This window comes from Janthinobacterium sp. 75, from assembly GCF_004365495.1.
Lineage (GTDB): Bacteria > Pseudomonadota > Gammaproteobacteria > Burkholderiales > Burkholderiaceae_D > Janthinobacterium.
This window is the reverse complement of record NZ_SORD01000001.1, coordinates 2,316,376-2,340,455: the sequence shown is the minus strand read 5'-3', so window position 1 is coordinate 2,340,455 and position 24,080 is coordinate 2,316,376. Positions and strand designations below refer to the sequence as shown.

At 63.3% G+C, this 24,080-nt stretch carries 24 protein-coding genes; 18 read left to right on the top strand and 6 right to left on the bottom strand.

Annotated elements, in window-relative coordinates; all coding sequences use genetic code 11:
- Positions 1 to 113 precede the first annotated feature (113 nt).
- The 16 genes from C8C89_RS10690 (at position 114) to C8C89_RS10620 (ending at position 14,623) form a co-directional block, all read left to right on the top strand.
- The gene (locus tag C8C89_RS10690) at positions 114 to 1,781 is read left to right on the top strand and encodes a histidine kinase (RefSeq protein ID WP_133989839.1); all 1,668 of its coding nucleotides are present in this window, start codon (positions 114 to 116) and stop codon (positions 1,779 to 1,781) included.
- Positions 1,778 to 2,479 (top strand): response regulator transcription factor, encoded by a 702-nt coding sequence (locus C8C89_RS10685; RefSeq protein WP_243857966.1) that lies wholly within the window; start codon positions 1,778 to 1,780, stop codon positions 2,477 to 2,479. Before C8C89_RS10690 ends, C8C89_RS10685 begins: the two co-directional genes overlap by 4 nt.
- Positions 2,480 to 2,727: 248 nt before the next feature.
- Positions 2,728 to 2,874, top strand: a complete 147-nt coding sequence (locus C8C89_RS26945) for a hypothetical protein (RefSeq protein WP_166674707.1) — start codon at positions 2,728 to 2,730, stop codon at positions 2,872 to 2,874.
- A gap of 83 nt (positions 2,875 to 2,957) precedes the next feature.
- A complete protein-coding gene (locus C8C89_RS10680) occupies positions 2,958 to 3,131 on the top strand; it encodes a Flp family type IVb pilin (protein WP_101482350.1) in 174 nt (57 codons plus the stop codon).
- A gap of 96 nt (positions 3,132 to 3,227) precedes the next feature.
- Positions 3,228 to 3,401: a Flp family type IVb pilin gene (locus C8C89_RS10675; RefSeq protein WP_166674706.1), complete on the top strand. Its 174-nt coding sequence runs from the start codon at positions 3,228 to 3,230 to the stop codon at positions 3,399 to 3,401.
- A complete protein-coding gene (locus C8C89_RS10670) occupies positions 3,398 to 4,468 on the top strand; it encodes a phosphatase PAP2 family protein (protein ID WP_133989837.1) in 1,071 nt (356 codons plus the stop codon). Before C8C89_RS10675 ends, C8C89_RS10670 begins: the two co-directional genes overlap by 4 nt.
- Entirely contained in the window at positions 4,465 to 5,052 is a 588-nt protein-coding gene (locus C8C89_RS10665) for an A24 family peptidase (protein ID WP_208327691.1), read from the top strand. The genes C8C89_RS10670 and C8C89_RS10665 overlap by 4 nt, the downstream gene beginning before the upstream one ends.
- A 40-nt stretch (positions 5,053 to 5,092) precedes the next feature.
- Entirely contained in the window at positions 5,093 to 5,713 is a 621-nt protein-coding gene (locus C8C89_RS10660; protein WP_133989835.1) for a methyltransferase, read from the top strand.
- Between the two features lie 30 nt (positions 5,714 to 5,743).
- Positions 5,744 to 7,090, top strand: a complete 1,347-nt coding sequence (locus C8C89_RS10655; protein ID WP_101482354.1) for an ATP-binding protein — start codon at positions 5,744 to 5,746, stop codon at positions 7,088 to 7,090.
- Positions 7,087 to 7,920 (top strand): Flp pilus assembly protein CpaB, encoded by an 834-nt coding sequence (gene cpaB / locus C8C89_RS10650; RefSeq protein WP_101482355.1) that lies wholly within the window; start codon positions 7,087 to 7,089, stop codon positions 7,918 to 7,920. Before C8C89_RS10655 ends, cpaB begins: the two co-directional genes overlap by 4 nt.
- Positions 7,921 to 7,968: 48 nt before the next feature.
- Positions 7,969 to 9,768, top strand: a complete 1,800-nt coding sequence (locus C8C89_RS10645) for a type II and III secretion system protein family protein (protein ID WP_243857965.1) — start codon at positions 7,969 to 7,971, stop codon at positions 9,766 to 9,768.
- A 10-nt stretch (positions 9,769 to 9,778) separates the two neighbouring features.
- Positions 9,779 to 10,069 (top strand): pilus assembly protein, encoded by a 291-nt coding sequence (locus C8C89_RS10640; RefSeq protein WP_101482356.1) that lies wholly within the window; start codon positions 9,779 to 9,781, stop codon positions 10,067 to 10,069.
- 38 nt (positions 10,070 to 10,107) lie between these two features.
- A complete protein-coding gene (locus C8C89_RS10635; RefSeq protein WP_101482357.1) occupies positions 10,108 to 11,298 on the top strand; it encodes an AAA family ATPase in 1,191 nt (396 codons plus the stop codon).
- Positions 11,295 to 12,680, top strand: coding sequence for a CpaF family protein (locus C8C89_RS10630; RefSeq protein WP_101482358.1), 1,386 nt, complete (start codon positions 11,295 to 11,297; stop codon positions 12,678 to 12,680). Before C8C89_RS10635 ends, C8C89_RS10630 begins: the two co-directional genes overlap by 4 nt.
- Before the next feature lie 11 nt (positions 12,681 to 12,691).
- Positions 12,692 to 13,669 carry a type II secretion system F family protein gene (locus C8C89_RS10625; RefSeq protein WP_101482359.1) on the top strand — a complete coding sequence of 326 codons (978 nt, stop codon included), beginning with the start codon at positions 12,692 to 12,694 and terminating at the stop codon, positions 13,667 to 13,669.
- Positions 13,670 to 13,690: 21 nt separating this feature from the next.
- Complete coding sequence (locus C8C89_RS10620) at positions 13,691 to 14,623, top strand: type II secretion system F family protein (RefSeq protein WP_101482360.1); 933 nt, start codon at positions 13,691 to 13,693, stop codon at positions 14,621 to 14,623.
- 548 nt (positions 14,624 to 15,171) lie between these two features.
- Here the strand turns inward: C8C89_RS10620 and C8C89_RS10615 are convergent.
- The 6 genes from C8C89_RS10615 to edd all read right to left on the bottom strand — a co-directional run bounded on the left by C8C89_RS10615 (position 15,172) and on the right by edd (position 21,013).
- A complete protein-coding gene (locus tag C8C89_RS10615; protein WP_101482361.1) occupies positions 15,172 to 16,554 on the bottom strand; it encodes a VWA domain-containing protein in 1,383 nt (460 codons plus the stop codon).
- Between the two features lie 50 nt (positions 16,555 to 16,604).
- On the bottom strand, positions 16,605 to 17,198 hold the full coding sequence (locus tag C8C89_RS10610; protein ID WP_133989833.1) for a TadE family protein: 594 nt from the start codon (positions 17,196 to 17,198) through the stop codon (positions 16,605 to 16,607).
- Complete coding sequence (locus C8C89_RS10605) at positions 17,198 to 17,716, bottom strand: TadE family protein (RefSeq protein WP_133989831.1); 519 nt, start codon at positions 17,714 to 17,716, stop codon at positions 17,198 to 17,200. The genes C8C89_RS10610 and C8C89_RS10605 overlap by 1 nt, the downstream gene beginning before the upstream one ends.
- A 174-nt stretch (positions 17,717 to 17,890) precedes the next feature.
- Positions 17,891 to 18,403, bottom strand: a complete 513-nt coding sequence (locus C8C89_RS10600; RefSeq protein ID WP_133989829.1) for a type IV secretion protein Rhs — start codon at positions 18,401 to 18,403, stop codon at positions 17,891 to 17,893.
- Between the two features lie 63 nt (positions 18,404 to 18,466).
- Positions 18,467 to 19,096 carry a bifunctional 4-hydroxy-2-oxoglutarate aldolase/2-dehydro-3-deoxy-phosphogluconate aldolase gene (gene eda / locus C8C89_RS10595; RefSeq protein WP_133989827.1) on the bottom strand — a complete coding sequence of 210 codons (630 nt, stop codon included), beginning with the start codon at positions 19,094 to 19,096 and terminating at the stop codon, positions 18,467 to 18,469.
- Positions 19,097 to 19,099: 3 nt separating this feature from the next.
- Positions 19,100 to 21,013, bottom strand: a complete 1,914-nt coding sequence (gene edd, locus C8C89_RS10590) for a phosphogluconate dehydratase (protein WP_101482365.1) — start codon at positions 21,011 to 21,013, stop codon at positions 19,100 to 19,102.
- A gap of 336 nt (positions 21,014 to 21,349) precedes the next feature.
- Here edd and pgi point away from each other — a divergent pair, with 336 nt between their 5' ends.
- Positions 21,350 to 23,014: a glucose-6-phosphate isomerase gene (pgi, locus tag C8C89_RS10585; protein ID WP_101482366.1), complete on the top strand. Its 1,665-nt coding sequence runs from the start codon at positions 21,350 to 21,352 to the stop codon at positions 23,012 to 23,014.
- 138 nt (positions 23,015 to 23,152) lie between these two features.
- On the top strand, positions 23,153 to 24,049 hold the full coding sequence (locus C8C89_RS10580) for an SMP-30/gluconolactonase/LRE family protein (protein WP_133989825.1): 897 nt from the start codon (positions 23,153 to 23,155) through the stop codon (positions 24,047 to 24,049).
- The last annotated feature ends 31 nt before the right edge of the window (positions 24,050 to 24,080 follow it).

The following is a 24,080-nucleotide window of genomic DNA, read 5'->3' as shown; positions in this document are numbered from 1 at the left end:
TTACGGCGGATGCGTAGACTCATATGTGATTGCAGCAAAAACAACAAGAGTTTATCTGCGGTATCCATTCAAGCGCATGCGCCGCTCCTGCGCGGATACGCCCAGGAGTGCTTGTGAACCTCGACCTGCCCCTCAAATCCCGTCTGCCGGGCACCGGCCTGGATACGACCATGGTCAATGGCATGCGCCTGCTGTTGTCCAGTGCCACCTTGCTGACCCTGTTCATCGACCCCGAAAGCGCAGGCAAGCTGAGCAAGATCACCTGGCTGATCTTTTCCGCCTACACCATGCACAGCCTGCTGCTCTACGTGCTGGCCCTGATGAACTTCAGCCTGCCCCAGGACATCTTGCTGTACTGGCTGGACGTGGCCTGGTATGCACTGATCGTATTCTCCAGCAGCAACCACAACAACCTGTTTTTCCTGTTTTTCTTCTTTGCCATCCTGACCTCGTCGTTCCAGCGGGGCTTCGAGGAAGGCGCGCGCATCACCCTGGCTTCGGCCGGTCTGTTCGCCGCCACCGCCCTGTTTAGCGAAACGAATGCGGAACTGTCGCGCCTGCTGCTGCGCACCACATTCTTGCTGGCACTGGGCTACATGATCGCTTACTGGGGCGGCTCGGCCATCACGCAGCGCAGCCACCTGGCGCTGCTGCGCGATGTCAGCCAGCTGTCCAATCCGCGCTTCGGGGTCGACCAGACCATTAGCTCGGTGCTGGAAAAAACCCGAAGCTATTTTCATGCCCGCAGCTGCCTGCTGGCGATGCAGGACAAGGGGGCGCCGCACTGGTCGCTGCGCAGTGCCGTGCATACGGGAACGGAGCTGGTCACGACCAGCGCCATCCTCAGCGATGAGGCGGCCAGCCCCTTGCTGGCATTCCCGCCCGAAAAGATCGTGCTCTACAACCGCCCCCTGTCCAGCTGGCTGCCGTGGACAGGCGGCGTGCGTACGCTGGACGCGGACAGCGGGCGCTGGCTGCGGCATGGCGATATGGCCGGCGCCAGCCTGGCCGAGCTGCTCGAAGCGAATTCCTTCATCAGCGCGCCCTTGCCTTTGCGCAATGGAACGGGCCGCCTCTACATCGTTTCCAAGACCAGCCTGAGCAAGACCGACGCCCTTTTCCTCAGCCATATCGGCGCGCAGGCGTTTCCCGTCATTGAAAACATCGAACTGCTCGACCGCCTGGCATCGCAGGCAGCCTCGCGCGAACGCGAAAAGATCGCGCGCGACCTGCACGACACCGCCATCCAGCCGTATATCGGCTTGCGCCACGGCCTGGCCGCCCTGCGCAATGATGCCCTGCCAGGCAACCCCCTGTTGCCTGAACTGGAAAAACTGATCCTCATGTCGGGCCAGGTGATCGCCGACCTGCGCAGCTATGCGCGCACCTTCAAGAACGGCCAGGTGCAAAGCGAGCCAGAACTGCTGGTGGCGCTGCGGCGCCAAGCGGCGCAGATCCACGAATTCTATGGCATCGACATCACCCTGCATATCGAGGGCGACCTGCGCATCAACGACCGCCTGGCAGCCGAGGTATTCCAGATCGTCAACGAAGGCATGAGCAATATCCGCAAGCATACGTCGGCACGCCACGGCGCCGTCAAGCTGACGTGCGCGCAAGGCGCGCTGCACATCAGCATCGACAACGAGTGCGCGGCCGCGCACGTGCCCGATTTCCTGCCCGACTCGCTGGCCGAACGCGCCGCCGCCCTCGGTGGCAGCGCCAGGGTCACGCACAACACCTTGGGCAACACCTCCGTACAGATCGAGATCCCCATATGAATGAATTACGCCACATGCCACCGGCCAGCCATACCATCAGCGTCATGCTGGTGGACGATCACAAGACCATGCTCTGGGGCCTGGAGCGGCTGATCGGCGGCGAGCACTCGGGCATGCGGGTGGTCGCCACGGCGTCCGACAGCGCCGAGGCGCTGGAGCAGGCGAAGGCGCTGCAACCGGATGTGATCGTACTGGATCTGGACCTGGGCGGCGTCAGCTCGCTGGCCATCCTGCCTGCGCTGGCGCAGTGCGGCAGCACGCGCGTGCTGGTGCTGACGGCCAGCCACGATCAGGCCGTACTGGACCAGACGGTACTAAAAGGCGCGCGCGGCATCGTCAGCAAGGATGCGCCGGCAGAAATGGTGCTCAAGGCCATCGAAAAGGTGTATCACGGCGAGCTGTGGCTGGAACACGCAATGCTGGGACGCATGCTGACGCAGCTGACCCAGCCCGGCGGCGGCTCGGCGCAAGCCATCGCCGTCGCCAGCCTGACCCTCAAGGAAAGAAAGATCATCGCCGCGCTGGTGCACGGCAGCGGCACGCCGGCCAAGCTGCTGGCGGACCAGCTGTTTATCTCCGAACACACCTTGCGCAATCACCTGACGTCGATCTACCGCAAGCTGGGCGTGTACAACCGCCTGGAACTGTACGCCTACGCCACCAAGCACCAGCTGGGCGAATTGCCGCCCGGCGCCTGACGCCGCAATCCCCCAGGACGGCCACAGCACGGCCGCGCACTCCCTCCCCGCCGCCCCCTTCGCCAACCACCGGCACGGCCGTTGCCTGCGCGCGCCAAACTCAACCATGACAATTGTCACGAAAAAAACAAGCAGTTCCTCCTTGCAATAAAAGGAGGTTCTTCTGATGTAGATCAAGCTGCCAACTTCTATAGTGATCTTACCGGAGTGCAAATCACCGCGCGGCCCACCACGACACGGAGCACAGCATGCGCCTTGACAAGTTTCTTCCGGCAGCCCTGATCACCTATTTGCAGGGCAAGCAAAAGGCTGCGTTCTACCGCTATGCACTGGTAGCGGCCCTCATGGCGGTGGTCTGCATCATCGGACTGCTGGCACTGGGCGAAAGCCCATGAGAACGCCTAATCGAAGCAACAGGAAGCAACGCTGCCATGTCGTTTTACCCACCGCTGTACCTTAACCACCACCAGGAGTTGTCATGAACCTCATCAAAAACTTTATCCGCGAAGAAGATGGCGTCACTGCAATTGAGTACGGCCTGATCGCAGCCCTGATTGCCGTGGTGATCATCGGCGCCGTCACCATCGTCGGCACGCAGCTGAAAAAGACCTTCAGCACCATCGGCACCAAGCTCACCACCGCCAACGGCTGATGCAGCGCAGTCCGGGCTTGCCCAGCGCCAGCCCGGACATACCGCCCCCGCCACACTCCAGCAAGCCCACCTTGATGACGCATAGCGAGGCCCATCGTGAAATCTCTCTTCAGCCGTTTTTCCGATGAATCGGCAGTCACGGCGATCGAATACGCGCTGCTGACGAGCCTGATAGCGGCAGTGCTGGTAGTCACGATCACCCTGCTCGGCGACCAGATCAAGCTGCTATTTGTCTACGTCAAGGACCAAGTGGTCCTGGCCCTGTCATGAATACCCTGCGCGCCTCGCTGCGCACCCACCGCGCCCTGCTGCTGATCGTGCTGCTGTACGCCGCCGCGGCAGCGCTGCTGGCCGGCAGCCTGCCCAGCCCATCGGACATCCTCAACGTGCTGGCAGGCTTCCTCTTGGCCATCCTCACGGGTCCCATCTTCATCCTGTGCGGCTATACCATTCGCGTCATGGTGATGCAACGTCCGCACCGCCTGTGCCACTACCTGTACCACGACCTGCGCCGCTACCTGAGCAACGAGCGCCTGCTGCACGCGCTGCCGGCCATGCTGCTGATCCCCGTCTTCGCCTCCAGCTTCACCGTCTTCAAGGCCGCCATCCCCCGCCTGCACCCCTACACCTGGGATGCCACCCTGTCCGCCTGGGACATCGCGCTGCATGGCGGCAAGGCCCCATGGGAAAGGCTGCAGCCGCTGCTGGGCCACCCGCTCGTCACGGGCCTGCTCAACTTCAGCTACCACTTCTGGTTCTTCCTGTTCTACGCCGTGCTGTACTGGCTCATCCTCGATACGCGCCGCCCGCTGCTGCGCATGCAGTTCCTGCTCAGCTTTGCGCTGACCTGGATCGTCCTGGGCAGCATCCTGGCCGTGCTGTTTGCCTCGGTCGGCCCCTGCTACTACGGCCACCTGCATGCCAGCGATCCGTATGCGCCGCTGATGGCCTACCTGCATGACACCAACCAGCACGTCCCCGTGTGGGCCCTGCAGGTGCAGGACATGTTGTGGCAAGGCTATCAAAGCAAGGGAACAAACGGCGATCTGGGCATCTCCGCCATGCCCAGCATGCATGTGGCCACGGCCGTGCTGATGGCCATCATGGGCTGGAATGTGAGCCGCGCCGCAGGCATCTCGCTGTCCGCCTTCGCCGTGCTGATACTGCTCGGCTCCATCCACCTGGGCTGGCACTATGCGCTCGACGGTTATGTCGGCGCGGCCGGCGCGGCGCTGGTGTGGCACCTGGTGGGACGGATGCTGGGCAGCCAGGCAGCGGCACCCGCCATGAGCATGGCCACCGTGCCCTGCATGAGCAAGGAAGGACTGACATCATGAACGCCCACCTGCCCATGCTGCTGTGCCTGGCCGTACTGGCCACCCTGCTCGCTGCCGCGCTGTGGCACGACCTGCGCACGCGCCGCATCCCCAACCTGCTGGTGCTGTGGGGCATGCTGGCGGGACTGATCCTGAACAGCTTCGTGCCGTCCGGCGCCGGCCTGTTCGACGTCGACTTCGGCGGCCTGGGCCTGCTGCAGGCGCTGGCTGGCGCCGCTGCCGGATTGGCACTGCTGCTGCCCATGTATCTGCTGCGCGCCCTGGGCGCCGGCGACGTCAAGCTGATGGCCATGTGCGGCGCCTTCCTCGGCCCCGACGCCGTACTGGAAGCGGCCCTGCTGACCTTCCTGTGCGGCGGCGTGCTGGCCCTGGCCGCCGCGCTGGCAGGCCGCCGCCTGCGCCTGGTGCTGCGCAACACCTACCACATGATGCTGGGCGCGCTGCTGCACAGCCTTGCCGGCGGCGCCGCCACGATCGCCGAACCGCCGCCCGCCACGGGCAAGCTGGCCTACGCCTTCGCCATTGCCAGCGGCACCCTGCTGCAGGTGTTCCTGCAATACAACCATCTGTGGAGCTTGCGCTGAAACGCGCCGCTCCGACGACCAGCCACCACAGGACCCGACCATGGACACCCTCGCCACTCTCTGCCACTCGCGCCGCGCCAGCCTGCTCACCAGCATCGCCATGGCCGGACTGTGGGTATTCTTTGCCAGTGCACACGTGGTGGGCTATTTGCACAGCGACGACTGGAGCTATTTGCTGTTCTGCGCCGCCGAAACCCTCGCCGCCCTGTTCTTTGTCGTGCGCTCGGCCCCCGTCAGCATTTCCACCGATGCGGGCGACTGGCTGCTGGCCATCGGCGCCACCTTCGCCCCTTTCCTGCTCTCGCCTGCCGACATGGCCATCTGGCCCGGCGCGCGTTACCTGCTGGCCATCGGCAGCCTGCTGCAGATCGCCGGCCTGCTGTCGCTGAATCGCAGCTTCGGCCTGGTGGCGGCGCAGCGCGAGATCAAGACGGGCGGCGCCTACCGCGTGGTGCGCCATCCCCTGTATGCCAGCTACCTGATTTCCCTGAGTGGCTACCTGCTGGCCAATACCTCGCCCGCCAATGCTGTGACCTACTTCGCGACAATCGCCATGATGGTTGCGCGCCTGCTGCGCGAGGAGCGCTTCCTGTCCACCGACGTACGTTACCGCGTGTACATGCGGCAAGTGAAATACCGGCTGCTGCCGTTCATCTTCTGACCTCACCATCCGGCAAAAGGAGCGATCATCATGCCCGATACCTACCCAGAAGCGCCTGCCGACGGCAGCATCATGCCGGCCATGCAGCGCGCACCACGCAACGTGGCCGAAACGGGCCTGCCCTTCCTGTTCCTGGTGGAACTGCTGGTGAAGGTCATGTTCCTGCGTGGCCAGATCGGCTTGCCGGCCCTGTCGTCGCACGTCAAACTGGGCGCCGGCGTGCTCGAACCACTGCTGACCTTCATGCGCGCCGAAAAACTGTGCGAAGTGCAGCGCAACGGCTACAGCGGCACGGATGCCGACCAGCACTACCACCTGGTCGACCAGGGCCGCCTGCGCGCCGCCGACTATTTGCGGCGCAATGCCTACAGCGGCCCGGCGCCCGTCACGCTGGCCCACTATAGCGCGCAGGTGCTGGCGCAAAGCGTGGCGCACATGCACGTCACGCGGGAAAGCATGATGCAGCAGTTTCACGACGTGGTGGCCAGCACGTCGGTGCTCGACCAGCTGGGCGCGGCCATGAATTCGGGCCGCGCACTGTTCCTGCACGGCCCCGCCGGCAGCGGCAAGACGTATCTGGCCGAGCGCCTGCATGGTTTGCTCAGCGGCACCATCGCCCTGCCGCACGCGGTCATGGTCGATGGCGAGGTGCTACCCTTCCTCGACCCCATGCTGCACACGCTGGCCACCGGCGTGGCGCCGCCGGCCGACCCGCGCTGGGTACGCGCCTGGCGCCCCACCGTGCTGACGGGCGGTGAGCTGACGCTCGACATGCTCGACCTGCAATTCGATCCCGGTGCCCGCCTGTATCAGGCACCGCCGCACCTGAAGGCCAACAACGGTATCTTCATCATCGATGACCTGGGCCGCCAGCGCTGCTCGCCCGTGGAGCTGATGAACCGCTGGATCGTGCCAATGGCGCGCCGCGTCGATTATCTGTCGCTGCACACAGGCTACAAATTTCCCGTCCCCTTCGACGTGATCGTCGTATTTTCCTCGAACCTGGCGCCGCAGCAGCTGGCCGACGACTCCTTCCTGCGCCGTATCGGCTACAAGATCCATGTCGGGGAATTGAGCGGCTACCACTACGAAGCCGTGTTCCGCCACGTCTGCGAACAATTCGGCATGACCTTCAACCATGCTGCCTACCACTACCTGCTGCAGTTGCACGGCCAGCACGCAAGGCCCCTGCTGGCTTGCTATCCCCGCGACATATTGGCCCAACTGTGCGACGTGGCCCGCTATGAGGGCCGCCCGCCGCGGCTCGAGGCCGAGGCGTTGCACTGGGCCTGGAACAATTATTTCGGCGCCGCCGACGGCTCCGCCGGCATACAGAACGGACCGGCTGCGGTCCTGGATAAAGGAGTATCAAAATGAGAAACGCACGCGCTCTGACAATGATGGCCTTCGCGGTCATCCTGGCGTTCGTGGCCGTCATCGTGGCCGCGCGCTGGATCAATGCCCAGGCCTCGGGCAATACCAACAAGGTCGCTGTCGCCCTGATCGACATCAGCCTGGGCGCGCGCATCGCGCCGGAAATGGTGCGCATGGTCGACTGGCCCAGCAGCGCGCTGCCGCCGGGCGCCATCAACGACCCGAAACTGCTCGATGCGCGCGTCACGCGCACCAGCATCCAGCACGGCGAACCGATCATGGAAAGCAAGCTGGCGCCCCCCGGCACCCAGGGCGGCCTGTCGGCCGTGGTGGGCGAGGGCAAGCGCGCCATGACGGTGCGTGTCAATGACGTGGTCGGCGTGGCAGGCTTCGCCCTGCCCGGCAACTATGTCGACATTCTCGTCAACACGCAGGACGATGCGGCCAAGACGGGCACCGGGCGAGATCCCAGCATCTCCAAAATCGTGCTCGAACGCATACTCGTGCTGGCCATTGCGCAGGAATCGAACCGCGACGACACCAAGCCCAAGGTGGTCAATGCCGTGACCCTGGAACTGACACCCGACCAGACGGAAAAGCTCGACCTGGCGCGCAGCGTGGGCACCCTGTCGCTGGTGCTGCGCAACCAGATCGAAGACAAGCCCGTCAACACGGATGGCGCCACCAAGACCAGCCTGCTGGATGCCAAGGTCGCCGCCCAGGTGGCCGCCCCCGCCCCCCGGCCAGTCATACACCGCCGCGTGGTGCAAGGGCCAGCCGGGCCGCAAGTCGATGTCATCAAGGGGCTGGAACGCAGCTCCCAACAATTCTGAACAACGCTACGCCGATCGTCATCCGATCCGCACCACGAGGAGCACGCCATGAGCACCATGAGCAAAATGAACACAGCAAACGGAGGCCGCATCCTGCGCATGGCCCTCGCCATCGCCACCATCGGCGCCCTTATCCCGGCAGCCCATGGCGAAGCGGGCGCACCTGCCACCTCGCCTGGCCTGTCGACCACGCCGCCGGGAGCCACGCCAGCGCCTGCATCAGCATCGGCTGCGGTCTCCGCGCCGCCCCCCAAGGTGGTGCGCCGCGTGCCGCGCGTGAAACCGGTGGCGCAGCAAGCCATGCTCGATACGGCGGGAGGACGCACGGAACTGTCGCGCAACATGGCGCTGGCCGAAGGCAAGTCCACCCTGATGCACCTGCCGTTTCCTGTCGCCCGCGTCTCGGTAGGCGACCCGCGCATCGCCGACGTGATCCTGCTCAACACCACCGATGTCTATCTGTTGGGCAAATCCGTGGGCACGACCAACCTGATCGTATGGAACCGCAATAATGAAGCGAGCATCATCGATCTGTCCGTCAGCATCGACGCCAGCCTGCTGCAGACGCGCCTGAGCGAACTGTTGCCGAACGAAAAAGAGCTGCGCGTGACGGTGGCCGGCGACACACTGATACTGTCGGGTGTCGTCAGCGACACCGTCAAGGCCGACCAGGCGATGTCGCTGGCCAACGCGTATGCACAACGCGGTTCCCGCCCCGCCGCTGGCGCCGCAGTTGCCGGTGCGGCACCCGCCGCCGCCGGCGCCGCACCCGACCCTTCGGGCGGCCCGTCAGCCTCGCCACGCGTGATCAACCTGATGGCGATCGCCGCGCCACAGCAGGTGATGCTGGAAGTCAAAGTGGCGGAAGTGTCGAAAACCCTGGTCGACCAACTGGGCGCCAACCTGGGCCTGAGCAAGACTATCGGCGGCTGGACCTATTCGCTGCTGTCGAACTTGCTCAGCAATAATCCCAGCGGTTTCAACGCCAGCAACAGCCGCAACGGCAACTTCCTGGGTCTCGATGCGCAAAAGCGCGATGGCTTGATCAAGGTACTGGCAGAACCGAACATCATGGCCATCAGCGGACAGGAAGCCAGTTTCCTGGCTGGCGGCAAGATCTTCATCCCCGTCAGCCAGACCAACAATGGTGGCACGCCCACCATCACGCTGGAAGAAAAAGAGTTTGGCGTGGCCGTGAAATTCACCCCCACCGTGCTCGAAGGGGGACGCATCAACCTGAAAGTGTCGCCGGAAGTGTCCGACCTGAACAAGGAAGGCATCGGCATCACGGCCACCGGCATTTCCACCACCGCCATCCTGCCCTCGTTTACCACGCGGCGCGCCACCACCACCGTGCAGCTGTTCGATGGCCAGAGCTTCGCCATCGGCGGCTTGATCAAGAACAATGTGACCAGCAACATCAAGGCCTTGCCGGGCCTGGGCGAAGTGCCCGTCCTGGGTGCCCTTTTCCGCAGCACGGACTTCCAGACAGACCGCTCGGAACTGGTCTTCATCATCACGCCGCACCTGGTCAAGCCGCTACCGCCCGACTACAAGCTGCCTACCGATCCGTATGTGCAACCTACGCGCGGCGACATGTTCATGCAAGGCAAGATGGAAGGCACGGCGCTCGCACCAGCGCCAGCACCACTGCCGCAGCCAGCGCCGATGCCGCTACCTGCCGCCGCGCCGCCGGCAGCCATGGCCGCGCCCGTGCCGCCTTCCATGCCGGTGGCCATGCCCGTCGCCACGCCGACGGTGACCACCAACGACCTGCCGCAATACCGCGCCGTACCGAAAGCCGATGCGGCCACGTCATCGGCCAGCATTATCGATGATCTCAAATAGGAGCATCTCCATGAAAACCTTCGCAACCACCCTGCCCCGCTGCCTGCTGTGCGCTGCGGCAATCGGCGCGTTGGCCGGCTGTGCCGCCACCACCACCCCCGTGCTCGACAGCCATTTCGGCGAGTCGGTGACCTTGCTCAAGCAGCAGCAAATCCTGTATCCGGACGCGGCCTACAACAGCAATCCCGTGCTCGGTCTCGATGGCAAGGCCGCCATCAGTGGCTACAAGCTCTACCAGAAATCCTTCAGCGCGCCCGATCCAATTCCCGACGTGCTGACGATCGGCGTCAGCAAACGCTGAACCGTACCCCATCCACCCAGCCACTGCCGGAGCTTGCCGTGAAAATCTTCATTATTTCCAGTAACGAAAAACAACTGGCCGCCATGACGGCGCTGTTGCGCGAGCGCCACGCGGGCGACGATATCGACAGCGCCGTCGGCAGCCTGGAACGGCTGGCCGGCACGGCTGAAATGGCCGTGCCAGACGTGCTGCTGCTGGCGCAGCCCGTCATCGACGATGCCGACCTGGTGCGCATCGAACGTCTGGCCAGCCGCCAGCCCGCCATGGCCATCATCCTGCAGTGCCAGCAGCAGGGCAGCGACTTCCTGCTGCAAGCCATGCGCGCGGGCGTGCGCGAGGTGCTGCCGCAAGCCGACAACGGCGCCGCCCTGAATGCGGCGCTGCAGCGCATCGAGGACAAGAGCGCGCGCCACGTGCGGCGCGATGGCAAGATCATCGCCTTCGTCTCGTGCAAGGGCGGCAGCGGCGCTACCTTTCTCGCCGCCAACCTGGCATACGCGCTGGCGCAGGACAACCAGCGCGTGGCGCTGTTCGATCTGAACTTGCAGTTTGGCGATGCGGCGCTGTTTGTCTCGGACCAGAAGCCGGCCGCCACGCTGTCGCACGTGGCGCAGCAGATTCATCGCCTCGACCCCTCCTTCCTCGCCGCCAGCATGGTGCAAGTGACGCCGAACTTCAGCATCCTGGCGGCGCCCGAAGATCCCGGACACGCGAGCGACATCAAACCCGAGCACATCGACCAGCTGCTGCACCTGGCGCGCCACGAGTATGATTTTGTTGTGCTCGACACGGGCCGCGGCCTCGATGCCATCAGCGTGCGCGCGCTTGACAACGCCGACATGATTTGCCCCGTGGTGCAGGCAACGCTGCCCTACATCCGCGACGGCAAGCGGCTGCTGCAGGTGTTCCAGTCGCTGGAATACCCGACCAGCAAGATTCACCTGATCCTGAACCGCCATACGAGCGCCGATGAAATCCGCGGGCGCGACCTGGAAGCGGCCTATGGCCAGCAGATCTTCCACGCCATGCCGAATCATTACGCGGTGGCGGCGGCATCGGTCAACCAGGGCGTACCCGTGCTGAAGCTGGCGCCCGGCAGCCCGCTGGCCAAATCACTGCAGGAGTGCGCGCGCAAGCTGGGCGGTACGCGCGCGGCCAGCACGCCTGGCCTGTTTTCACGCCTGTTCCAGCGCAGCCGGCCCATCCAACTTCGAGGGGAAACAGCATGAGCATCGACATCAATGGTGCAGGCCCCAGCCTGCGCGAACGCCTCGGCAGTGCCCCGGCCTCGAACGGCAATTCGGCTTTCGGCGCCGTGCGCGGCGGCAGCATCGACAATCCCGCCTACCAGGAACTCAAGCAGCACGTGCACCAGTCCCTGCTCGACCGCATCGACCTGGAAGGAATGCAACGCCTGTCCCAGGAGCAAATACGCGACGACCTGAAGATCCTGGTGGGGCGCCTGCTGGATGAAGACAGCGTCGTCATCAACGACCTGGAGCGGCGCACCCTGGTGCGCGACATCCAGGACGAAGTATTGGGCTTTGGCCCGCTCGAACCGCTGCTAAACGATCCCAGCGTCTCGGACATCCTCGTCAACACGCACCGGCAGGTATATGTCGAACGCCACGGCCAGCTCGAACTGAGCGACATCCGTTTCAACGACGATGCGCACCTGATGAAGATCATCGACAAGATCGTCTCGCGCGTGGGCCGCCGCATCGACGAATCGAGCCCCATGGTCGATGCGCGCCTGCCGGACGGTTCGCGCGTCAACGCCATCATCCCCCCGCTGGCCATCGACGGACCCGTGATGTCGATACGGCGCTTTTCGGCCCAGCCGCTGCGGCTTTCCAACCTGGTCGAACATCACAGCCTGACGGCCGAAATGGCACAAATCCTGCAGGGCCTGGGCAAGGCCAAGATCAATATCCTGATCTCGGGCGGCACGGGCAGCGGCAAGACCACCATGCTCAACGCGATATCGGGCTTCATCAGCGGCACCGAGCGCATCGTCACCATCGAGGATGCGGCGGAACTGCAAATGCAGCAGCCGCACGTGGTGCGCCTGGAAACGCGGCCCGCGAACATCGAAGGCAAGGGCGAGGTGACGCAACGCGCACTGGTACGCAATGCCCTGCGCATGCGGCCCGACCGCATCATTTTGGGCGAGGTGCGCGGTGCCGAGGCGCTCGACATGCTGCAGGCGATGAATACGGGCCATGAGGGTTCAATGGCCACCATCCATGCCAACACGCCGCGCGATGCCCTGACGCGGCTGGAAAACATGATCAGCATGGCCGCCTCCATGTTGCCGGGCAAGGCCATGCGCCAGCAGATCAGCGCAGCCATCGGCGTGGTGGTACAGGTGGCGCGTCTGACGGACGGCAAGCGCAAGGTGGTGTCCATCCAGGAGATCACGGGCATGGAAGGCGAGATGATCACCATGCAGGAAATCTTCACGTTCCGCCAGACGGGCGTAGCCCAGGATGGCGCCGTCAGCGGCCACTTCCAGGCCAGCGGCGTGCGCCCCCGCTTCCTCGACCGCCTGCGCGCCTTCGGCGTGGTCGTGCCGGAAAGCCTGTTCGATCCCGACCGCCAATACCATTGAGGAGCCGCGCCATGGACACCAGTTTTTACGTCTTCGGGGCCCTGATCTTCATCGCCGTGGTGCTGCTCGTCACGGGCATGTACCAGGCCTGGAACAATGTGCGCGGGCCGGAATCGGAACGCGTGGCGCGGCGTCTGCGCGTGATGTCGGCCGGCGCCCACGCCGGTGAGCAGAACACGTCGATGATCAAGCAGCGCCTGCTCAGCGACACGCCGGCGCTGCAGAAATTATTATTGGAAGTACCGCGCGTGCATGCACTCGACCGCCTGCTGGAACAGTCAGGGCTGACGTGGAGCGTGGCGCAATGGGCCTTGCTGGTGCTGCTGACATTTCTCGTTGGCCTGGTCGGCGCCAGCCTGTTCGAGCTGCCCTGGCTGCTGCGCCTGGTGGCAGCGGCCGCCTGCGCGCTGTTGCCCCTGTACTACATCGAGCGTGCCAAGGCGCGCCGCCTGCAGCGCATCGGCCAGCAGTTGCCAGACGCGCTGGAACTCATGAGCCGCGCCCTGCGCGCCGGCCATGCCTTTCCCACGGCCCTGAAAATGGTCGGCGAGGAAATGAACGCGCCACTGGGCGACGAATTTCGCATCGCCTTCGACGAAGTCAACTTCGGCATCGCCATGCCGGACGCGCTGATGAACCTGGCCACGCGCGTGCCCAGCACGGACGTGCGCTATTTCGTCATCGCCGTGCTGATTCAGCGCGAGACGGGCGGCAACCTGTCGGAATTGCTCGATAGCATCAGCCACATCATCCGCGAACGCATCAAGCTGCTGGGACAGGTGCGCGTGCTGTCGGCCGAGGCGCGCCTGTCGGCGTGGATCCTGGGGCTGTTGCCGTTCGGCGCGGCAGCCATGATCCAGCTGACCAACCCCACCTTCCTGGAACTGCTGTACCGCGATCCCGGCGGACAGAAAATGCTGGGCGGCGCGCTATTGCTGATGCTGCTCGGCGTCATCTTCATGCGCAAGATCATCCATATCCGGGTGTGAATTTTTGAGGGGAACGACATCATGACTACCATGCAAATGGGCTTTCTCGGCTTGCTGTTCGTCGCCGTCTTCGCCGGCGCCATGTTCGTGCTGCTGCTGGCCATACCTGACCCGCTGCGCCAGCGCCTCGACAGCGTGGGCGCCGCCGGGACTGGCGGCGCCCGCCACTGGCTGGCGCACTTCGTCAAGCTGAGCAAACCACTAGCGCGTTTGTCCCTGCCCGAAGATGGCTGGGAGACGTCGAAAACACGCCTGCGCTTCATGCATGCAGGACTGCGTCACCCATCGGCGCCGCTGCTGTACTTTGGCGCCAAGACGGCCTTCGCCGTGGGCCTGCCCGTACTGCTTTTCCTGGGCCTGAGCGTGGCCGGCGTGCATTACAGCGGCACGGCATTACTGCTGTGGCTGCTGCTGGCCGCCGCATTCGGCTACTACCTGCCGAACGGCTGGCTGAACCGCCGCATCCGCCTGCGCCAGCGCGACATTTTTGAAAGTTTTCCCGATGCGCTGGACCTGATGACGGTCTGCGTGGAAGCTGGCCTGGCCATGGATGCGGCGCTGGCGCGGGTGGCCTCCGAAATCACGCTGAAAAGCGCCGTGCTGGCCGAGGAACTGCACCTGCTGACGCTGGAACTGCGCGCCGGCAACTCGAAGGAACGGGCCTTGCGCAACTTGGCCCTGCGCACGGGCGTGGAAGATGTCGATGCCCTCGTTGCCATGCTGATCCAGGCCGAACGGTTCGGCACCAGCATCGCCGCCTCCCTGCGCGTGCAATCGGACCAGTTGCGCACCAAGCGGCGCCAGCTGGCAGAAGAGCAGGCAGCGAAAATTGCCCTGAAACTGCTGTTTCCGCTGATCTTCTTCATCTTCCCTTCCCTGCTGGTGGTGCTCATGGGACCAGCCTTCCTGCAGATCTACCGCGTGCTGCTGCCTGGCATGGCCGGCGGCAATTAAAACCGCAGCCCTCCCACATGCTCCTGGCGGTCAACGCTGCCGGGAGCCAAAGATCTCCTCCGCAACACCCCGTCCCGCCCTTTGCCTGCTCTCCTGCCGGCTACCCGCATTGCCCTGCTCCGGCCTGAACACAAGCGCATTCCACATTGCCTGGCGCCTCTGCCGCTGCGCATGCCGCATACGTGAAGGGCGGCACAGGCACGCCGCCCGATTCCAGCCTTTTCAGGTCTCGACATCTGCGTTATGGATGGCTTCGGGATGTGCCCGCCCCCCCTGTCAGCGATCACTGGCCACCCACCAAGTCCGGTACGCCCTTCGCATCATGGGTTGCCGGACTTGGCTGGCCAAAATATCGAGGACCGAGCTGTGCATATACTAGCGGGGCAATCCGCCATGCGGCACGAAGATCCCGCTACATGCGACATCGACTCCTCGGCGAGCGGAAGCTTGAGCGGCCTGCGGCATGGTGTGCTGTCCGCAGCCTAAGTGCACAGGCAATAAAAAAGGGCCGGAGCGGATATCCGGCCCTGACCATCTGGTTTCCGTATCTACATGCTGATGCGCAAAATGGCCGAGGCGAGTTTCTCGAAGCAGGGCTTCAACTCGTTGGAGTTGGCGGCGTGGCAATAAATGCCGACGGGTTGGCCGGCGCCCGCGTTCACGCAGCGCGACAGGGCATCGGGCGTGTTGGCCATGCACTTGAGGATATCTTCGCCCTTGTCGCTGGGCGCGGGGCCATTTGCCGCGGTCAACTCGCTGCCCAGGCCCAGGGTAAACACGTACATGCCCTCGCTGCGGGCCTTGGCGGCCACCGCTTCGAGCAGGTTGCGCGAGGCCCGGTTGACATTAATCCAGGTGGCCGAATTGCTGCTGGTATCGTTGGTGACCGAACGCGGCGTGGCCGTGATGATGGGGAACTCCTGCAAGGCCGGCAAGTTCGTGGGATTGTGCGCGTTATACCACTGCGGCAAGGCGGCCGTATCGAGGTTCTTGACGATGTTCGTATCCTGGTTGCACTTGCCGGCCGCCGTCGTGCCCTGCTTGTCGATCCGCCACAGGCCGGCCGGCGTGCCGGTGCTGGTGCCGTCGCCCGTCACCAGCGATCCAGGCGTGGTGCAGTCGGCCGGCTTCTTGAACTTGAAGACGGACGAAATGGTATTGGGCGATCCATCGGAAAAAAACACGATGACGCGCAGACTGGAGCGGTTGGCCAGGGCGATGCTGTTGAGCTGGTCGCGACCATTCCACATGCCTTCGGCCGAATTCGTCAAGCCGTCAAACGAATAGTTGCCAATGGTGGTCTTCATGCCCGCCTGGTCGAAACCGCGCGCCACCTTGCTGATCGGCGTATCGACTTCGGCGCCGTAGGAAAAATGGATCAGGGCCATGCGGTCCAGCGCCGGATTGAATTTGCTGAGAAACAGCTGCGCGCTGCTGATGACGGTGGAGCCGACAGGCGACAGCGAGCCCGAGGTATCCATCACGAAGGCCAGGTCCAGGTCCTTGCGGATGGTCTGCGCCGAGGCGCTGACCGACAGCAAATTGAAGCCTAGCACGCGCATAAGGGTCACGGGCACGGAGGCCGTGGCCGCCGCATCGATCGTCACCTTGCCGGCATCAAAGGTCACTGTGGGATTGTTGAAGGTGGGCGTGGCCCCCAGGTAGCCCGTGGGGAAATTCGCGGCAAAGAATTTTTGCGCCGCCGCCTGGGCGCTGGCCCGCTGCGCCGCCTCGCCCACGCCTTGCGTCACGGCGCGCGCGGCGGCGATGCTGGCCGAATCGACGGCCGCATTGAGCTTGGAACGGATGATGAAGCCCAGGCCGGAATCGATGGCCAGCCCCACCGCGCCGATCAGCACCACCATCGACAGGGCGATGACGATCAGCACTTGCCCCTTTTGTTTTCCGGTCTGCCTGCGTATGCTTTTCATGATGTTCTCCCGGCGCGTGCACGTGCGCCTGCGCAATAATGACAGCGTGTCTAAAAAATAGTCTTGGCGTACAGATTGCCGCTCAGCTGGGGCGTTTGCGCTCCAAAACCCAGGCTCATGCCGGCAAACAGGATGTTGGCGCGATACAGTCCCTCGACGACATAAATGACTTCGCCATTGGCCAACTGGTTGCTCATGGCATCGTTGATGGGCGAACCACCGCTGGGAATGCTGGTGCACTTGCCCGTGCCGTCGCTGGCCCAGTTGCTGCAGTTCCACACCTTGCTAGCCTGCTGCGGCCCTTGTGTCCAGCGGTAATGTTCAAGAATGACGTTTTGCTTGCCGGGGCCATTGCCCATGATCTTGCTGATGTACATGCTACCATTGCTGGCCATGTCCAGCGGCGGCGTCGTCATCGCCAGCGCCGTCATGATGGTTTGCGGGTCTTGCGAGGAGCGCGAGGCCAAATTGGCCCCTTCGCGGCTCAGATTGGTCAATATCATGTCGCCTTGCACGATGCGCGCCAGATCGAAGACGGGGACGGCCATCATCAGCAAGAAGGGCAACACCAGGGCGAATTCCACGGCAGCCACGCCTTGCAGGCGGCGCGCGCGCGTCAATGTCAATTGTTTGGATGGTGTCATCAGAAGGCCTCGTTACGCATGGTGGCCGCGACGCTGAAGGCATACTGGCCGGGCGCACTGGTGGAAGTTTTGGGATTGAGCAAGGCCATCAAGCGCCATGCGGGGGTGATGACGGGCCAGGTGCAGTTCACCTGCAGCACAACGATATCGCCGGCCGAGCCGAACATAGTGTTGTTGTAGGCGGAGGGCGCTTGCGATACGCCATTGACCACCACCACGGGACTGACCATGGCATACAGGCCCAGCGAACTGTCGTTGATCTTTTGTAGCACGGCCTCGTAGCGCTGTTTGTTGGCGCTGGCCGGATCAAGGTTGTTTTGCCCCGTGATGGAGTAGCGGGCCCCTTCGCGCACGGCGTATTGCATCGTCAGGTTGACCCAGAACATGATCCCCAGTTCCATGATCATGGCGATAAGGAAAAAGAGGATAGGGGCGATCAAGGCAAATTCCACCAGCGCTGCGCCACGTGGGCGTTTTTTCAGGCACGACTTTCCTCTACAGCTGTTTCTAATCTGCATGATTTACTCGCTTGGACAGGTTGCTCTCGATCTCGCGCCGAGGTTGCAATTAAAACAAAGAAATTGTTCTTTGTATAATTTAATTTAGGTAATGCTGAGATGAATGTCAAGGTCTGAATACATGCAAATTAAATATATATGCACGCGTACATGAAATAACGATAGGAAACGAAATTAGCGCGGCAGCAAGCTGCAGTCGGCGGGGTCGAGCAGGAAGCCTTGCAGGATGTCCTGCAGCTGCGGCAGTTGCGCCACGTAGGCAGCAATGCCCAGCTGGCGGGCGCCGAAATAGTGGGCGATGATGTCGCCCTGCTGCTCCATGTTGAAGTCGGACAGGATACCGCCGGCTTGCGCGTCGTAGCGATAGGCGCGCTGCCGGATGTAGCCGCCGCACAGCGCCAGCCGCACGCCATGCAGCAGCACGCAGTAGCCAAGCTGGTACTGCCACACGTGCACCATTTCGTGGATGAAGAATAGCTTGCCGCCGTTGCCTTCGCGCGAAAAATCGTCGCGGTACTGGGCTGGCATGAAGTGCAGGCTGCCGCGCGGCGTCATCGCCGTGTTCTTGTCCTGCAGGCCGAATGGCAAAAAAGAGCCGCGCACCACGCGCACGCGCGCGTAATCGATGGCGCCCTGAAAGACGCTGCGGGCCATGGCGGTTTCGCCGATGGTCAGGGGGCGGCGCAAGACTCGCATGCAGAGGAGGGAGGAAAGCGCGGCAGGCACGCAAGCCTGCCGCGCCGGTACCGCTTACGCTGAGCGCAAACCGCTGGCAGCCTTGGCGATTTCCGTGATGCGGTCCCAGTTGCCGGCCGCGATCGCGTCTTTCGGCGTCAGCCACGAACCGCCCACGCAGGCGACGTTCTTGCACGCCAGGAACTGCGACGCCGTCTCTTGCGAGATGCCGCCCGTCGGGCAGAACGTGATGTCCGGCAGGGGGCCGTAGATGGCGTTGAGCATGCCGATACCGCCGGCAGGCACGGCCGGGAACAGTTTCAGCTGCTGGAAGCCGTTTTCACGCGCCGCCATCACTTCACCGGGCGTCATCACGCCTGGCAGCAGGGGCAAGCCGCTGCTTTTCGCCGCCGCCACCAGGGCCGACGTCAGGCCTGGCGAGACGCCAAACACGGCGCCCGCATCGCGCGCCTGGACAAATTCCTCGGGACGGGTCAGGGTGCCGACGCCGACGATGGCGCCCGGTACAGCCGACATGGCGCGAATCGCTTCCAGGCCATGCTTGGTGCGCAGGGTCACTTCCAGTACGCGGATGCCGCCCGCCACCAGCGCGCGCGCCAGCGGTACGGCGTGTTCAGGATCGTCGATCGCAATCACGGGGATCACGCTCGATGTGCGCATAATTTCCAGTAGTGTCATGGACATCTCTTATTTCCTAGCCAAAAAGTCTTCATCGGAACCGGGTACAGTATCACCGACATTGTCGGCGTCGTGCAAGGCGACGGTGGTGGGAATCGGCGACGGCAGGCCGAAGGTGGTAGCACCCTCTTCCGCCGCGCTGACGGTGGAACGGAACATGGAAAACAGCTCGCGGCCCATGCCGACGTGGTTCGGCGACAGGTCGGCCGTTACCAGCGAACGCGCGTGCCAGACGTCGGCCGGCACCAGCGCTTCGAGCACGCCCGTAAAGGCGTCAAGGCGGATGATGTCGCCATCGCGCACCAGGCCCAGGGCGCCGCCGGCGAGGATTTCAGGCGACACGTGGATGGCGGCCGGCACCTTGCCCGACGCGCCCGACATACGGCCATCGGTAACCAGCGCCACCTGGCGGCCCGCATCCTGCAGGTTGGCCAGCGCGGGGGTCAGCGCATGCAGTTCCGGCATGCCGTTGGCGCGCGGGCCCTGGAAGCGCAGCACGGCGACAAAGTCGCGGTCCAGGGTGCCGGCCTTGTAGGCATTCATGAACTCTTCCTGCGAATTGAACACCAGGGCAGGCGCTTCCACCGTGCGGTGCTGTGGCTTGACGGCCGAGACTTTCATCACGGCGCGGCCCAGGTTACCTGCGACGAGGACCATGCCGCCGTCCGGCGCGAACGGGTTCGAAGCGGGACGCAACACGTTTTCATCGGCGCTGGCGGCCGGTGCATCTTTCCAGAAGACCTTGCCGTCTTCACCGAGGAACGGTTCCATGCAGTGCGCGCGCAAGCCACGGCCCAGGATGGTGTTGACGTCTTCGTGCAGCAAGCCCGCGTCCAGCAGTTCGCGGATCAGGTAACCGGTGCCGCCGGCCGCGTGGAAATGGTTCACGTCGGCGTCGCCGTTCGGGTAGATGCGCGTCAACATCGGCACGATGGCCGACAGTTCATTGAAATCGTTCCAGTCGATGACGATGCCGGCCGCCTTGGCGATCGCCACCAGGTGCAAAGTGTGGTTGGTCGAGCCGCCCGTGGCCAGCAAGCCCACGACGGCGTTGACGATACATTTCTCGTCAACGATATGACCGACTGGCAAGTAGCTGGCGCTTTGCGCCGTGATGCCCGCAGCGCGCTGGGCGGCAGCTTTGGTGAGCGCATCGCGCAGCGGTGTGTTCGGCGTGATGAAGGCGGCGCCCGGCAAGTGCAGGCCCATCACTTCCATCAGCATCTGATTGCTGTTCGCCGTACCGTAGAAGGTACAGGTGCCGGCGCCATGGTAGGCTTTCGACTCGCCTTCGAGCAAGTCTTCGCGCGTGGCCTTGCCTTGTGCATACAACTGGCGCACCTTGGCTTTTTCCTGGTTCGACAGGCCCGACGTCATCGGACCTGCCGGCACGAAGACGGCCGGCAGATGGCCGAAGTGCAGCGCGCCGATCAGCAGGCCCGGCACGATCTTGTCGCACACGCCCAGGTACAGGGCGGCATCGAACATATTGTGCGACAGCGCCACGGCCGTCGACATGGCGATGGTGTCGCGCGAAAACAGCGACAATTCCATGCCCGGCTGGCCTTGCGTCACGCCATCGCACATGGCGGGCACGCCGCCGGCGAACTGGGCCACAGCACCCACTTCGCGCACGGCTTGCTTGATGATTTGCGGAAAGCCTTCGAAGGGCTGGTGCGCCGACAGCATGTCATTGTACGAAGACACGATGGCCACGGAAGGCTTCTTGTACTCCTTCAGCGACAGCTTGTCGTTGGCGGGAAAGGCGGCAAAACCGTGCGCCAGGTTGGTACACGACAGGGCGCCGCGCTGCACGCCCTGGATGCGGGCCGCATCCAGATGCGCCAGGTAGGCGCCGCGCGATGGCCGGCTGCGCGCGATGATGCGCGCTGTTACGGATTCGACTACTGGATGCAGCGCCATATGAATTTCCTTAAAAATGAGTATTTCGTGAAATTTTACTACAAAATGGTGAAGAAGAAGCACTCTCGCATGGGCCAACAACAGAAATAAGCCACAAATTGCGGCGTATCAAAGCCAACCCAGGCAATATCGCGTATCCACAGCTGCCAACATATCCCTTATATACGACTGCTGCAATCGCTAAAAAAAGCACAACAAAATCGGCTTCACGTTACAAACTGTAGTGAAATTACGTTTTTCTGATGTATTATTCTCATACCAACGCCGGATCCGCTGTTCGTCACGACGAACGCGCCGCGCTCCTTTCAACCGAGACAAGCACCCGAGCCGACCGCCATGCGCCAGCCAGCACCTACTCCTGCCATCACCGCCACCGCCAGTTTCCAGTCCCTGCAAGCGCATAGCGCCAGCCTGCGCGACGTACATCTGCGCCAGCTGTTCGCTCTAGATCCCGCGCGTTTTTCCAGCATGACAGTCGATGCGGCAGGACTGCTGCTCGATTACTCGAAGAACCGCGTCGACGCCACCGCCATGGCCCTGCTGATGGACCTGGCCCGCGAGCGCGGCGTGGAAGCGCAGCGCGAAGCGATGTTTACGGGCGAGAAAATCAATCTTACCGAACATCGGGCAGTTCTGCATACCGCCTTGCGCGCGCCGCGCGGCACCGCCCTGGTAGTTGATGGCCAGGATATCGATGCCGACGTGCAAGATGTGCTGCAGCGCGTGAAGGCGTTTACCGACAAGGTACGCAATGGCAGCTGGCTCGGCTACACGGGCAAGCCGATTTGCGACATCGTCAATATCGGCATCGGCGGCTCGGACCTGGGACCGAAAATGGCCTGCCTGGCGCTGCGCTCCTACGCCAACCCGGGCCTGGAAATGCACTTTGTGTCCAACGTCGACGGCCACGACATGGAAGCGACCCTGTCCAAGGTTGATCCGGAAACGACCCTGTTCATCGTGGCCTCGAAAACCTTCGTCACGGCCGAAACCATGCTCAACGCCAACACGGCGCGCGCCTGGTTCTTGCTTGAAGGCGAAGAAACTGACCTGGCGCAACACTTCGTGGCCGTCTCGACCAACACGCAAGCCATCGTCGATTTCGGCATTTCGCCAGAAAACATGTTCCCGTTCTGGGACTGGGTCGGTGGCCGCTATTCCGTCTGGTCCTCGATCGGCCTGGCCGTGGCGCTGTCCGTGGGCTTTGAGTACTTCAGCGACTTCCTCGCCGGCGCGCACGCGATGGACCAGCATTTCCGCCAGGCGCCACTGGAACAGAATATGCCCGTGGTGCTGGCCATGGTGGGCTTCTGGAACCGCCAGTTCCTCGACTGCGGCTCCGTCTCCATCGCGCCCTATCACCAGGACCTGAGCCGCTTTGCCGCCTACTTGCAACAACTGGACATGGAAAGCAATGGCAAGCGCGTCACCAAGGATGGCGTGCCCGTCGACGTGCCGACCGGACCCGTCATCTGGGGCGATTGCGGCACGAATGCGCAGCACGCGTATTTCCAGCTGCTGCATCAGGGCACGGACATCACGCCCATCGATTTCATCGCCGCCCTGCGCGCCACGCACGATTTGCCGGGCCACCACGACGCCCTGCTGGCGAACTGCTTCGCCCAGTCGGAAGCCTTCATGACGGGCAAGACGGGCGAGGAAGTGCGCCTTGACTTGCAGGCGCAAGGTTTGCCGGAAAACGAGATCGAAGCACTGGTGCCGCACAAGACTTTCCCCGGCAACCGCCCCAGCAATACCATTTTGATGGACCAGCTGACCCCGACCACCCTGGGCGCGCTGATCGCGCTGTACGAACACAAGACCTTCGTGCAGGGCGTCTTGTGGAACGTCAACAGCTTCGACCAGTGGGGCGTGGAACTGGGCAAGGTGCTGGCCAAGAAAATCCAGGCCGAACTGACGGGCGAAGCCCGTCCCGACCACCACGACAGCTCGACCAATGGCTTGATCGCCCTGGCCAAGGCCGCCAAGGCCGCATACTAATAACGCATAACTAAACCTGCTGCGCGTCGGTATAGGCAGCCTGCGATGCTCACTGTGCTCAAGCACAGTTCCGCTTCTCGGCAGCCTCTCCCTTCCGTTCGCTACGGTTTTGTTAAGCGTTCTCCACATTAAGAATAAATGAATATTTACGAAATCAAGGTAGTCAGCGACAAAGCCATGCAAGTGGGTGAATGCCCGCTGTGGCATGGCAAGGAAGCGGCCCTGTACTGGGTCGACATCGATGGCCGCGCCGTGCACCGCGTGCACCCGGCCAGCGGCCAGCATGAGCAGTGGAGCATGCCGACGGAACCGTCGGCGCTGGCCATCAACGCCGGCGGCGGCCTGATCGTGGCCTTGCGCAGCGGCTTTGCCCACCTCGACACCAAGACGGGTAGCCTGGCGGAAATTGCCCCCGCTCCGTTCGACATGGCCACCACTCGCTTCAACGATGGCAAGGTCGACCCCGCAGGCCGCTTCTGGGTCGGCACGATTTTCGAGCCGCGCAGCGCTGATGCGGCGGAAATGTTCGTGCTGGAAAAGGGACAAGTGCGCAAGGTCTGGTCCGGCGGCATGACGGTATCGAACGGCCTGGGCTTCAGTCCTGACGGACGCACCATGTACCACTCGGATACCACTACGCACCGCATCGACCGCTTTGATTTCGACGCAGCCACGGGAGCCATTTCCGCGCCACAACCATTCCAGCGCTTTTCCACAGACAAAAAAGCGGCGGACTACGGCGGACGCCCGGATGGCGCGGCCGTCGACAGCGAAGGCAACTACTGGTCGGCCATGTTTGAAGGCGGCAAGATTCTACGCTTCGCCCCTGATGGCCATTTGCTCGGTGAAATTACCGTGCCCGTGCGCTGCCCCACCATGGTGACGTTTGGCGGCCCCGACCTGCGCACCCTGTACATCACCAGCGCCAGCCACAACCGCTCGGCCGCCGAGATCGCCAACTACCCTTTGAGCGGCCACGTGCTGTCCGTGCGCGTGGACGTGGCGGGCCAGCCGGAACACCTGTATCAGGCCTAAAGTATCAGGCCCAATTTCAGCAAGGCATGAA